The 12,798-nt window shown below is 63.8% G+C and carries 12 protein-coding genes; 1 reads left to right on the forward strand and 11 read right to left on the reverse strand.

Translation table 11 applies throughout. The features are described from left to right. The 8 genes from ACFVTE_RS15380 to ACFVTE_RS15415 all read right to left on the reverse strand — a co-directional run bounded on the left by ACFVTE_RS15380 (position 1) and on the right by ACFVTE_RS15415 (position 7,619). Positions 1 to 996: a sugar phosphate isomerase/epimerase family protein gene (locus ACFVTE_RS15380; RefSeq protein WP_387101746.1), complete on the reverse strand. Its 996-nt coding sequence runs from the start codon at positions 994 to 996 to the stop codon at positions 1 to 3. 282 nt (positions 997 to 1,278) lie between these two features. Beyond that, on the reverse strand, positions 1,279 to 2,010 hold the full coding sequence (locus ACFVTE_RS15385; protein WP_387101748.1) for a GntR family transcriptional regulator: 732 nt from the start codon (positions 2,008 to 2,010) through the stop codon (positions 1,279 to 1,281). Positions 2,011 to 2,062: 52 nt separating this feature from the next. Next, positions 2,063 to 2,554 (reverse strand): hypothetical protein, encoded by a 492-nt coding sequence (locus ACFVTE_RS15390; RefSeq protein WP_387101750.1) that lies wholly within the window; start codon positions 2,552 to 2,554, stop codon positions 2,063 to 2,065. After that, a complete protein-coding gene (locus tag ACFVTE_RS15395) occupies positions 2,551 to 3,165 on the reverse strand; it encodes a signal peptidase I (RefSeq protein WP_387101752.1) in 615 nt (204 codons plus the stop codon). Before ACFVTE_RS15395 ends, ACFVTE_RS15390 begins: the two co-directional genes overlap by 4 nt. Next, positions 3,152 to 3,751 carry a hypothetical protein gene (locus ACFVTE_RS15400; protein WP_387101754.1) on the reverse strand — a complete coding sequence of 200 codons (600 nt, stop codon included), beginning with the start codon at positions 3,749 to 3,751 and terminating at the stop codon, positions 3,152 to 3,154. The genes ACFVTE_RS15395 and ACFVTE_RS15400 overlap by 14 nt, the downstream gene beginning before the upstream one ends. A 95-nt stretch (positions 3,752 to 3,846) precedes the next feature. Continuing rightward, positions 3,847 to 4,368, reverse strand: coding sequence for an alternate-type signal peptide domain-containing protein (locus ACFVTE_RS15405; RefSeq protein ID WP_387101756.1), 522 nt, complete (start codon positions 4,366 to 4,368; stop codon positions 3,847 to 3,849). 194 nt (positions 4,369 to 4,562) lie between these two features. Next, a complete protein-coding gene (locus tag ACFVTE_RS15410) occupies positions 4,563 to 5,636 on the reverse strand; it encodes an alkene reductase (protein WP_387101758.1) in 1,074 nt (357 codons plus the stop codon). A 192-nt stretch (positions 5,637 to 5,828) separates the two neighbouring features. Continuing rightward, positions 5,829 to 7,619 carry a flavin-containing monooxygenase gene (locus ACFVTE_RS15415; protein WP_387101760.1) on the reverse strand — a complete coding sequence of 597 codons (1,791 nt, stop codon included), beginning with the start codon at positions 7,617 to 7,619 and terminating at the stop codon, positions 5,829 to 5,831. 188 nt (positions 7,620 to 7,807) lie between these two features. On the opposite strand from ACFVTE_RS15415, the gene ACFVTE_RS15420 reads away from it, so the two are divergent. After that, positions 7,808 to 9,133, forward strand: coding sequence for a GAF domain-containing protein (locus tag ACFVTE_RS15420; protein WP_387101762.1), 1,326 nt, complete (start codon positions 7,808 to 7,810; stop codon positions 9,131 to 9,133). Positions 9,134 to 9,149: 16 nt separating this feature from the next. On the opposite strand, the gene ACFVTE_RS15425 is transcribed toward ACFVTE_RS15420, so the two are convergent. From ACFVTE_RS15425 to ACFVTE_RS15435, 3 genes are all read right to left on the reverse strand, one after another. Next, positions 9,150 to 10,091, reverse strand: a complete 942-nt coding sequence (locus ACFVTE_RS15425) for a hypothetical protein (protein ID WP_387101763.1) — start codon at positions 10,089 to 10,091, stop codon at positions 9,150 to 9,152. 10 nt (positions 10,092 to 10,101) lie between these two features. Further along, positions 10,102 to 10,776, reverse strand: a complete 675-nt coding sequence (locus ACFVTE_RS15430) for a DUF6318 family protein (RefSeq protein ID WP_387101764.1) — start codon at positions 10,774 to 10,776, stop codon at positions 10,102 to 10,104. A 257-nt stretch (positions 10,777 to 11,033) separates the two neighbouring features. Then, positions 11,034 to 12,794, reverse strand: a complete 1,761-nt coding sequence (locus tag ACFVTE_RS15435) for a purine-cytosine permease family protein (RefSeq protein WP_387101765.1) — start codon at positions 12,792 to 12,794, stop codon at positions 11,034 to 11,036. Between the last annotated feature and the right edge of the window lie 4 nt (positions 12,795 to 12,798).

Below are 12,798 nucleotides of genomic sequence, written 5' to 3' on the forward strand. Positions count from 1 at the left end.
CTAGCGCGCGATGGCGGCCGGCTGCTGGCGTCCCTGCGCCACCTGGCTCTGGCCCAGGGCATAGCCTTCCTTCTTGGGCAGCACGTGGCGGCGCAGGTAGTCCTGGTTGCTGGCCGTCACGGAGAGTCCGTCGCCGCCGTAGTGTTCGGTGCACAGGATGCCCTGGAAGCCGACCGAGAGCGCCACCTTGAACGCCTCGCGGTAGTTGATGAGGCCGCTTTCCATGGTGGAAGGCATGGCAACGTACATGTCGCGGGCCACGTCCTCGTCACGGATGTAGTTCTTCATGTGCCAGTAGTTGGAGTACGGCAGGGTCTTGGCAACCATGTCCCGCCAGTCCTCGATGGGCCGGTGCAGGCGGATCAGGTTGCCCAGGTCCGGATTGAGGCCGACGTTGGACAGGCCGATGTCCTGGACGAACTGCACGGAGGAGTCCGCGGTGCCAATGTAGGTGTCCTCATACATCTCGAGCGAGAGCAGGACGCCCACCTCTGCGGCGTGCCGGCCCAGTTCCTGGAAACGGGCGACGGCGTTGTTCCAGGCTTCCTTGTCCCCCGCCGGGTCCTTGTAGCCCTCGACGGTCCAGAACCAGAGCTGCTTCTGCTGTTCCGGGGTGATGGCCTGGTGCAGGCCGAAGGAAACCACCTCGCAGCCGAGTTCAGCGGCGGCGTCGATCGTGCGGTGGCTGTAGGCGAGGTTGTCCTCCCACTTGCCCTCTTGGATGATGCTCCGGCGGATGGCGGAAATGACAGGGATGCCGATGCCTACGTTCTCGGCGGTCTGCTTGAACTCGGCGAGGCGCTCCTTGCTGAGGTCGCCGGGGCGGACCCAGCTGTCGGTGAGATCGGCGTTGGCGAAGCCTGCTTCCTTGACCTCCGTGAAGACCTCGGCCCAGGCGGAGGCGTCGGCGTCGTTGATGTGGGTGCCCTGGGCGTCGACGCCCGGGAACTGCAGCAGCGCCGCGGTGATGGGCCAGTTTTTGGCGGTGTAAGCCATGGTGTTCACTCCCTCGTGGAATCCTGTTTCCTATAGGATTTACTATCTAGTAGGAGTTGTCAAGGTCACATTCTCCCCGACCACCTGCTTCCGGGGCCATCAAAGATCCTATAGGGAAGACGGTCGCGTGTGAAGAACCTCACGCCTGTGGCACCGAGCCCTCGCAACTTCCACGCTACGCCCCCACCCAACCAGGTAGCAGCAGAAGGCGCTCCCACGGCTGGGAACGCCCTCTGCTGCTACCTACTTCGGCTGTGCGGGCACGCTACTCTCGCGGCCGGGCTACTCCTCCGGGGCGTCCGCCATGGCGCGTTCGCGGACCTTCTGAATGTGGGCCGCCATGGCGGCCTCAGCCTGGTCGGGGTCACCGCTGGACAGGGCGTCCAGGACGGACTGGTGCTCGGCGATGGCGTTCTCGGCGTCGGTGATTCCCACTCCCCCGAAAAGCCGGAAGCGCTGAACCTGTCCGCCGAGTGCCGCATAGGCGCCGACAAGGAACTGGTTGTCCGTCTGCTGGGCAATGAGCTGGTGGAAGCGCTCGTCGGCCTCGAGGTAGTCCTTGTACTCGGCAAAGGAGGGGCCGCGCGGCGCGGTCTTCAGCTCCGTGACTGTTTGCTCGAGCTCGGCGAGGCGGTGCGGATTCAGGCGGGCGCAGGCAAGCCGGGCATTGACGGGCTCGATCGCGAGGCGGGCCTCCATCAGATCCGCAAAGTCCTCCCGGGTGAACACCGGCGCAACGCGGTACCCCTTGAGCGCCACCCTGCGGACCATGCCGGTGTGTTCCAGGCGGGCCAGTGCTTCGCGGACGGGGGTCGGGGAAACGTCCAGCTCCCGGGCAGTTCCGTCGATGCTGACGGCTGCCCCGGGTTCCAGCCTGCCGTCCATGAGCGAGGCGAGCAGCTCCTCGTATACGTGGTCGGCCAGGACTTGGCGGCTGACCGCCCGGCCTCCCTTGCCCCCGGCCTGACCCTCGGGCCGGCTACCGGCGCGGGTGCCGTTGGACGCTTTTTGCATGATCAGATCCTATAGGGATGCCGCGGGGAAGGCTGGCACGTTCAGTCAGACGTTACGGCGCGCACTTGACCTTCCCGCCGTTGGTGACGATGCCCAGGGTCCATTCTGCGGTCGCCTTCTGCATGTCGGAGAAAGTAGCAGTCACGCGGACTGTCATGGGGCTTACACCCGCGTTGGCGATGACAATGAGCGAGTTCTCGGTCAGTGTGAACGTCTGCGCGCCGGGGTCGGAGGGGTACTCGATGGCGAGCGGGCTATAGGTGCCGTTGGCCTGGCGGGCGGCAATGGTCAGCACAGTGGGCGCCTGCGCAGAACTTGCCGTGAGAGTCGCGGTTTTTTCGTTTGAACTGGGTGTGCAGGCCAAGGTTATTGTTGGCGGGCCCCAGTTGGCCGCCGCCGAGACCGACATCGTCGCCGTGGCCGACTGCTGCCAGAGTGCGACGGCGGCAGTGCCGCCGATGCCCAGCAGCACTGTCAGCATGAAGGCGAAGAGTGCCAGCATTGCGCCGGGGACCTTGGCCTGGACTTCGTCCGGGCTGTTCATGCTGCCGCTCCTGCTTCGCGGCGCCGGCTGCGGATGGTCCGGAAGATGAGCAGGGCGCCGTAGCCGATAAGTCCCGCCGCACCCACCGAGACCCAGAGGCCGCGGTCGGAGTTCCCCAGCGCGTTGGCCACGTAGCCGACATACGGGACGGCATAGAAGAGCTTGCCCTTCACCTGCAGCTCGCGGACGGGATTGGCGTCGGTGATGTCGTTATTGTCGCCCTTGGTGATGAGGGTCTTCTCCCCCGTTTGCGTGGTTCCAAAGCCGATGATGCGGTGCGACTCCACCGCGGGCTTTCCCGACTCCAGCTGGAACGTGATGACATCCCCGGACTTCAGTTCGCTGAAAGCCGTGGGCTTGACCACCAGGTAAGTGCCCGGCGAATACTTGGGCGCCATGGAGTTTGTCAGCACCGCATAGGTCTGGGAGCCTGTGATCTTGGGGACCAGGATGAGCGCCAGGGCAGCAAATACCGCGACCATCAGCAGCACGAAGTTGACGGTTCTGCCTGCCGCCGCGAGCCAGCGGACAGCCTGGCGGCCGGCAGCCTCACCCCGGGCGGGTGCAGCAACAGCTGCCTCCGCCGTCGGAAGAATACTAGGCGCAGCCACTGGGCACCCCGCAGAGTTGCGTCGCGGTGAGGGGAGTCGTGATGGTCACGGATTGTCCTTTCACGGTGTCCGGAGCGCTGGAAGCGAGCCTGGTTTCAAAGCACAGAGTTGTGCTGGTCCCCTTTGGGACTGTCACCGGTGTCAGTCCGGCGGCAGCGATGTTCGTGTAAGCCGTTGTGCCGCAGGCGGCGGCGCTTGCCGCAAACCTGGCACTGACGGTGAGGTATTGCGCCAGATCGCCTGGCGCAACATTGCTCTTTGATGCCGTGCCTGTGGTGACGCTGATGTTGAACTGGCCTCCGGCGTCGGACTTATTGGTCACGGAGACACTGGAGTAGACGGCGTTGCCCGGCGTCAGTGCCCCGGACGGATTCACCGGCACGATTGCCTGCTGACCCCCTGCCAGGGTCATGTTGGTGGGCGGTGTTGAGGGCCCTGCGAGATTGACGTCGAACGAGGCTGATGTCACGGTTCCAGGGGCTGCCGAGGCGGCGGCGGCCCAGAGCGCGTAGCTCGCCTGCACGGTCAGGAGGCCCAGGAGCACTGCCGCGGCGACAAGTGCCGCAGCCCGCAGGTGGCCCGTCATGCCCATGGTTCCTCCTGACCCTCAACCGATTACGTCCAACGTTTGAACTTCCGGCCGCCATGAGCGACGGCCGGATGTGGCTTAGAGCAGGCCCGTTACGCGGGGGCGATCTGGTTCAGGGTGAAGGAGACGTTGTTGAAGTTGTACGTCTTGGTCACGTCCGAACGGCCCGTGGTGCCAGACTTGAACTCAAACGTGATGGTGGCGGTAACCGCCGTAGAGGTTTTCAGAGGGTTGCTGACAGCCGTGCCGCCCACGGTCAGAGCGGGCGCGGTGACGATAACGTTCGCAGCCGTGAAGCCGTTGGCCGGGGTGGCTCCAACGGCTGCAACTGTCGCGGCCATCTTGTCACCGGTCAGCGTCACGTCCAGGTCCTGGGTGTAGGTCAGCTTGTCACCGGGGACAACCTTGTAGTTCGCGATGTCGGCGATGGTGACTTCGTTGCGGTCCTTCCACACGCCGGTGGCGGCCGTAACGTTGAGGTCACCGGCAGCGACGGTGCCGGGGGTACCGATAGCGGAGGCGTTCCAGGAGGCGAGGGTGCCGCCGCCGCCCAGCAGCAGAGCGGCACCGACGGCGATGGCGGCGGTTCCCTTGATCAGTGCGGTGTTCTTCATGATGAGACCCTTCGGGGTGAATGCTGAGTGGGTTTCCTGCTGAAGTAAACAATGCAAGGGCTAACTCAGGACTCCATGCGACAAAACGTCAAGATTCACTCAAGAAAGTTGCCCGTTAAACCAAAAGGAACCACCCGGCGTACGGGTGGTTCCTTTTGGTCAGCCACGGGGTTCGAAATGGGGCGCGGCGAAGCCTAAGCCGGCTGGTACACCGGGTAATCGGTGTAACCCTTCGCACCCTCGCCGTAGAACGTGGACTGGTCCGGTTCGTTCAGCGGCAGGCCCTCGCGCCAGCGGCGGGCGAGGTCCGGGTTGGCGATGGCGGGCCTGCCCACCACGACGGCGTCGGCGTGCCCGTCGGCAACCAGCGCCAGGGCTTCCTCGCGCGTGGTGATGACGCCGAAGCCGGTGTTGACCAGGAAGGTGCCGTTGAAGCGTGACCGCAGGTCCTGCACCAGGCTGCCGGTCGGCTCGGCATGGAGGATGCTGAGGTAGGCCAGGTTCAGCGGGGCGATGGAGTTGACCAGCACCTCGTAGGTTGCCCGGACGTCGGCGGCGTCGGTCTCTTCGATGCCCTGGACGTTGTGCTCGGGCGAGATCCGGATGCCCACGCGGTTGGCACCCAGCGCCTCGACGACGGCGTTCACCGTCTCGATGACAAAGCGGGCGCGGTTCTCGGGCGAGCCGCCGTAGCCGTCGGTGCGGACGTTGGTGTTCGGCGCCAGGAACTCGTGGAGAAGGTAACCGTTGGCGGAGTGCAGCTCAACGCCGTCGAACCCTGCCTCGATCGCGTTGCGCGACGCGGTGACGATTTCCTCGCGGACGATGGGCAGCTCGTCGATGGAGAGCTCGTGCGGCACGGGGTGCGGCTGCTTGCCGTTGTACGTGCGCGTTTCACCTTCGACAGCGACGGCGCTGGGGGCCACGACGCGGTGGCCGCCGTTGATGTCCTCGTGCGAGACGCGGCCGCCGTGCATGATCTGGGCGAAAATACGGCCGCCTTCGGCGTGGACGGCGTCGGTGACCTTCTTCCAGGCGGCAATCTGTTCGGGCGTCACCAGGCCGGGCTGTCCCGGGTAGGAGCGGCCGGCCGGGCTGGGATACGTTCCCTCACTGACGATGAGGCCGAGCGACGCGCGCTGGCGATAGTGCTCCACCACGAGCGGTCCGGGGACGCCCTCCTGGCCGGTACGGACACGGGTCAGGGGTGCCATGACGAGGCGGTTGGGGAGTTCGAGCTCGCCGAGTGTCAGCGGGGAAAACAGCATGCGTAATTCCTTTCAGAGTGCATCAGGTTCGTTAGCTGTAACTGCCTAGCGTGTGCAACTATTCCGGGTGTGGTGCAGTTCACCTCGCAAAGCACCCCAGGCATGCGCGACGGCGGCACCCGGGTTGGGTGCCGCCGTCGTACTTTCAGTTGTTGCTGGCCCGCTGGCCGGCCGCTAGGGGTGAGGGAGCTTTCAGCGGGTGTGGTGGGATGGCTGCAGCTCATACACCGGAGTGGGAAGGCCTTCCATCCGGGCTTTGAGCTGCAGCGCCAGATAGGTGGAGTAATGCCTGCTCTGGTGTAGGTTGCCGCCGTGGATCCAGAGGTTCTCCACGTTCGTGGGCTTCCACATGTTGCGCAGTTCCCCTTCCCACGGGCCTGGGTCCTTGGGCGTGTCCGAGCCGAATCCCCAGCATTTCCCCACCGCATCCGCCACCTCGGGTGAAACCAAGTCTGCGAGCCAGCCGTTCATCGAGCCGTAGCCGGTGGCGTAGATGATGACGTCGGCCTCCAACTCTGCGCCGTCATCCAGGACGACGGCGTTGCCCGTGATCTTGCCGACCTGGCCGTTGGCCAGTTTTACCCTGCCGTCGATGATCAGCTGTGAGGCACCGACGTCGATGTAGTAGCCGGAGCCGCGCCGCAGGTACTTCAGGAAGAGCCCCGATCCGTCGACGCCGAAGTCAAGGTCGAAGCCGGCGGCCTCGAGCTGGGAGTAGAAGTCAGCATCGCGCCGTGCCATCTCCTGGTACACCGGAATCTGCGCATCCGGCAGGATCCGGTACGGCAGCGAGGCGAACAGCAGGTCCGCTTTCTCGGTGGTGACGCCGTTGGCCAGGGCCCGTTCCGAGTAAAGGTCACCGAGCGCGAGGTCCATCAGCGATTCGCTGCGCGCGATGTGGGTGGAGGAACGCTGGACCATGGTGACGTCGGCGCCGTGCTCCCAGAGGTCGGCGCAGATGTCGTGGGCCGAGTTGTTGGATCCGATCACCACGGCTTTTTTGCCCGTCCAGTCCCCGCCGCCCGGGTGCTTGGATGAGTGGTACTGCTCCCCCAGGAAGGTCTCGGCGCCGTCGAACTTGGGGACATTGGGGTAGCCGGAGACACCGAGTGCGAAGACGAGCTGTTTCGGGCGCAGCGTGACCGGTTCGCCGTCGCGGACCACGCTGACTACCCACTCGCGGGCGCCCTCATCCCAGCGTGCATTGGTGCATTCGGTGCTGGACCAGTAGTTGAGCTCCATGATCCGCGTGTAGTGCTCCAGCCAGTCGCCGATCTTGTCCTTGGCGGCGAAGACGGGCCAGTCGTCCGGGAACTTCATGTACGGCAGGTGGTCGTACCAGACGGGATCGTGCAGGTGCAGGGACTTGTAGCGGTTCCGCCACGAGTCACCGGGCCGCGCGTTCTTCTCGATGATGATGGTGGGAACACCTAGGCGGCGGAGCCGGGCGCCCAGTCCTATGCCGCCCTGGCCGCCGCCGATAATCACGGTGTAGGGCTGTTCCTCATAGCCAAGCTTGGCGGCCTGCTCCTCTTTGAGTTCGAGCCATGATTTGCGGCCCTTCTCGATGCGGTGGGCCACTCCCTTCTCGCGGTTGGGACCCTTCTTCTCCTCGAATCCCTTGAGCTCCTGCATGGTGGTGAGAAGCGTCCAGCACTTGCCGTTGCGAAGACGCAGGTGGGCATGGCCGCGGGCCTGCGCGGTCTCGAAATTCAGCCAAGCCTCGGTGTTGGAGGCATCGCCGGTGGCGTCCTCGGCGAGCGCCCAGTTGTGCGGGCCGACGTCGTCGAGGGTCGCTTCGAGCATGCAGCCGATGCTGTCCTTGCCTTCCATGGTCTTGAGGTTCCAGGTGAAGGACACGAAGTCGCGCCAGTACGATTCGTCGTCGAACAACTCAAGCGCAGCTGTGGTGTCCTTCGTGCGCAGCGCCTCATCGAACTGCTCCAGCCATCCGGCGACGATGCCGTTTGGTGTCTCGGGCATGATTTCCTCTTTCCTTTGATGACCTGGCCGTGCGGCCCGGTGCCACGTCGCGGATGCCTGTGCCTTCGCCCCTAGCCCCCGTGACCCGCATCACAAGTAAAAGCCGCCAGGGGTTACAATCGGGTTGCATGTTTTTCGCCCTTGGTGGGCGGCCACGGCACGATTCAATGGCGAGTGGGAGGACGCGTATGACGATGTCTGACGCTGCCGCCCAGGCACGCCGTCTGCGTTTTACGTCGCCCGTCGAGTACGCCCGGGCCCTGCGACAGGCCCATGAAGCCACGATTTCCGGACGTCCCGATCCCTACATTGCCCCGTCACTCGTGACCTCGTGGCAGCGGTCCCTGGCAATGGGAATCGATCCCGACCGGCACCGGCCGGTCCACCGCCACGATGTCAGCGAAGCCCGGCTACTTGGCGCGGACCACCGCCTGGCAGTTGTCATGCCGGCGCTGTCCCAACTGCTTGCCGACGAGACTACGGATGGCCGGCATCTGCTCATCGTCACGGACCACCTCGGCGAGGTTCTGTGGCGGATTGGTGGCCGCCATGCCCTGCGCCAGGCCGATTCGTTGGAGTTCGTCGAGGGCGCCGACTGGTCCGAGTCCGGAGTGGGAACCAACGCCATCAGCGAGGCCCTGTTCACCGGCACCCCGGCCCAGCTGTTCTCCGCGGAGCACCTCGTTCGTACCCACCATGACTGGGCCTGCACGGCCGCACCTATCCGGGATCCGTTCACTGGCGACGTCCTGGGCGTCCTTGATGTCTCCGGGCCAATCCAGTCCATGACGCCGGACAGCCTGCGGATGGTGCGGTGCGGCGTCCGACTGGCCGAAGAACTGCTGAAGTCGGCCGGAGCACCAGCGGCCGACTCCCTGCCGGAGCAGACACGCTCAATTCCGGCCACGAGAGCCCGAAGCACTGGCCGCAGTCTGACCCTGCGGATCCTGGGAGACAAGCCCACTGCGGAGGTCGACGGCGGGCCGCCGCTTGCGCTGACACTGCGCCGTGCCGAGATTCTGGCGATGCTCTCGTCCCGGTCAAGTGGGTGGAGCGCCGAGGAGTTGGCCTACGAACTGTACGGCGAGGACGGTGCGGCCGCATCGGTCCGGACCGAGATGCACCGGATTCGCGGTCTCCTTGGGAACGTGGTGGAGCCCAATCCGTACCGGTTCACCGCTGGGGTGAAGGTTGAAACCGATGCGGCGATGGTGGCTGCCCATCTGCGGGCGGGGCGCGTGGCCGACGCACTTGCTGCCTATCCGGCCAAGCTTCTGACCCGTTCGGCCAACTTCGCCATCGAACTCATGCGCGATGAACTCAACGAGGCTGTGGGCGCCTCCGTGGGCGCCAGCGGGGTGGCCGACCTGATCCTGCGGTGGTGCTCGACGGACATGGGCGCCGCCGATTCCGCAGCGGCGGCAGCGCTTGAGCGGGTTGCCGGGGCGGATGATCCCCGCTTCCAGTTGGTGCGGGCCAAGATGGCACGGATGGATCGAGAGCTGCGGGCGTAGCCTTGGCGGTACTGTTCTAGCGGTTCCCCGGCGCAGCGCCTGGGCAACCGTCACCCCGCGGGTTTGTGTTGCAATCGTCGGCATAATTACGCGTTACGGAGCGCCAAACGCTCACGGTTTGCGGCGGCGAGCTGAACTGCCCTTGGTTGGGTATGGGCAGGTTCGGGCCGCCGTTCACGGAATAGGTTCCTTGGAAATACGTAGTTAGGACCACGTTGAAGTCGCCGGTCGCGGCGTAGGCGTGGCTGGTCCTGGTCTTCTCACCCCAGCGGTCCTGCGGGAGCGGGCCGCCCATGGTGGTCGTGGGGCCCAGCGACGTCCCGTCGCCGTAGTCCCAGCGATACTGGACGGGTTTCGCGATGATGTGAATGTTCTGGGCCAGGATGGTGATGTCGAAGGGCTGCTCTGCGGCTTTGGCATAGAAGTTGGTCTCGGCGCCACGGAGCGTGTGCGGGCTGGGCTGCGCGGTCAACGTTCCCGGAGCTACGGGAAGCCTGTCGAATTCCCTTTGAATGCGGGCGGCGATTCGGGGCAGCAGGTCCTCGGGGTTCGTGTCGTAGAGGCACGTGGGGCCGCCGCCATTTCCGTTCCAGTCCGTCCAAGTAGGATTTTCAATCTCCCTTGGTGCAACCTTCCAGATCACCGGAACTCCCGGCTTCCCACCGGCTCTCGGGGGACACACGCGCTGCTTCGCCAAGCAATCGATAGCTAAGTTGCCATCGTCCACCTGGCACTGAGGAAAAGCATTGTATTGGTTCGGATCGTTACTGACGTAGCCCGGCGGTGCAGGAAGAAATTCATCCTCCACTTCATCTCGGACCCAACCGTCGGCAATGATGTGCGCTTCACCGTAGGTAGCCGAACCGCCATAGTCCTCGTCAAGTGCCAGAGCTTGTTGCTGCGGGCCAAGCGCAAGCAACGCGGCAAGAGTTGCCGTAGCAGTCGCTCTCATGATCATTTTTTCATCGCTAGCGAATCGGATGTAGATCGGAAACAGCCCAGCGTCCGCCTGAGTACGTCGCAACAACTACCGAGGCTGTATTTGATCCGGGAGCAGGACTTCTTCCTACGCTTTTATCGGCTTTATAGTATTGAGTTGCTTCTTGGATGACTTGCACCACAACCTGCTGACTCGCCGCACCGGCCTCGAAATCCGGTTCAACGGACGGTGTCGAAAGACGCCCACCGGCTTGCCAACGTCCCTCTTTGTACCCTACGGCAAGGCTCTTTTTGAGAATGTTGCAGAATTCGCAGGAACCTGAGGTTAGTTTTTGCCAAGACGATGAGTCACCCGTCTCGAACCCGTAATTCAACAAGGCATACCAATACTTAGTAAACGCCTCCAGCCCTTCCTTCGTGTTCTTATCTGCCAGGGCTGGCTTCACCGGCACGGGGACGTTCTGAGCCCTTCCCTTGGCGTCGGCCGGCTTATATACCGGAGTCGCCTTGGGCGTAGGAGTGGCGCTCGGCGTGGCAGATGCCGAACCGGAAGCGGACTGAGCTGGGGAAACGGCGGCGGTGCCCGTCGGACCAGCTTGGGGGTTCCCGCCACCGCTGCAGGCACTAAGCACAATGGCGGACCCAGCGATGGCGGAAATGACAGGCAAACGGAGGCGTTCAGAAATGCAGGTACGAGAAGTCATGCGCTAATCCCCCCGGATAGGTTTCAAGACATCTGTGTCCGAACAGTGGTTAAAGGGTAACCGAGATCACACCTTTCGGCTCAAAGTTATCCACAGCCCCTTTAGGGCCCCGGCAAACAGGCAAACACCTCAGGGCACAACGCAAAGCGGGCCCGGTGAGAATCTCACCGGGCCCGCCGCAATGCCGATCACGCAGCCACAATCACGACGCTGCCAACGCCGTCACCTGCGAGCCGCAACTCAAGAGCTACAAGGCCCTACCCCTTGGACTGCGCCGGGAGAACTAACGCGCCTGCCTTATCCGTCGACAAGGCGAGTGACGAAACATACTGCGGTTCGCCGTCGGGCCCGTCCTGGGCGGAGCGCATCATGTCCGGGCGTTCGAACTCAATCCCGGTCACATGGCAGAGCAGCTTTGCATCGCTGGGGTTACCGTCGGCGTCGAACATCGGCAGGTCGATGCCGTCATCGGCGCGCCGCAGGTAGTACCTGCCCTTGGTCAGGACCGCCAGAACCGGTGGCAGCACAAGTGCCAGCCCCACCGCGAAAATCGGCGAATACGGCTGGATGCCCGAACCAAAAGCGCCGAAGAACACCGCGATCGAAATCCCGGCAGAAACCAGCATGGACACGAACCCCACCGGGTTCACAGCGTGCAGCATGCCGCGCCGGAACTCGGGGGTCTTGGGCGAAATCTTCAGCAGGTACTTGTTGATGGCGATGTCCGAAGCCACAGTGACAACCCAGGCCATGGCGCAGTTGGCGTAGAAGCCCAGAATCGTGTTGAGGAAGTCGAACATGTTGGCCTCCATGAGGACCAGGGCAATCAGCAGATTCACCGCCACGAAAACCATCCGCCCGGGATAGGTCTTGGTCACCCGCGTGAAGCTGTTGGTCCACGCCAGCGAACCCGAGTAGGCGTTGGTGACATTGATCTTGATCTGCGAAATCACCACCAGCACCACGGCCAGGCTCATCGCCAGCCATGCCGGCATCATCTCCTCGTACACGCCGAGGAACTGGTGGACCGGCTCGTTCGCAGTCGCCGAGGCTGCCGGATCCAGCTTGGCAATCAGGTAGACGGCGATGAACATCCCGACGATCTGCTTGATGGCGCCAAACAGAACCCAGCCCGGCCCGGCGAGGATCACGGCCCGCCACCACGCGCCCTTATTGTCGGCGGTCTTGGGCGGCATGAACCGCAGGTAGTCGATCTGCTCCGCGATCTGCGCCATCAGGGACAGGCAGACGCCGGCGGCCAGCATGACCGATGCCAGGTTGGTTCCCGCGCCACCGGAATTCCCGGTGTAGGCGAAGAAGTCATCGATACTGCCGGGGTGGGACACCAGCAGGTAGCCGACCGGAACCACCATCAGAAGCAGCCACAGCGGCGTCGTCCAGACCTGCAGTTTGGCCAGCGTGTTCATCCCGTAGATGACGAGCGGAATGATGATGATCGTGGACGCCGCATAACCGAGCCATTGCGGAATCCCCAGGCCCAGTTCGAGGCCCTGCGCCATGATTGACCCTTCCAGCGCGAAGAAGATAAACGTGAAGGTCGCAAAGATCACGTTCGTCACCACGGAACCGTAATAGCCGAACCCGGAACCGCGGGTAATGAGGTCCAAATCAATGTTGTACCGGGCTGCATAATAGGCAAGCGGAAAACCCGTAGCGAAGATAATGACGGCGGCCACGACAATTCCGAGGATCGCATTCACCGTGCCGTAGGCAATACCGATATTCGCACCAATCGAAAAATCAGCAAGATAGGCAATGCCTCCCAGCGCACTCGTTGCCACCACGCCTGCACTCCACTTCCGGTAGGAACGGGGTGCGAACCTAAGCGTGTAATCCTCCAGGCTCTCCTTCGTGGCGCTCAAGGCGTCCGCGTTGCCCGCCGCCGCTTTGGTCGTCGCCGCTTTGGTCGCTGTCCGGGGCCGCTCGGTCTCCAGCCCGACGGCGGTACCCCCGCCCGGGCTATCCAACAGTTCACTGTCTTGCAGGTCATTTGTCATGAGG

The sequence above is a fragment of the Arthrobacter sp. NPDC058097 genome (assembly GCF_042884885.1).
In the GTDB taxonomy this organism is placed as follows: Bacteria; Actinomycetota; Actinomycetes; order Actinomycetales; family Micrococcaceae; genus Arthrobacter.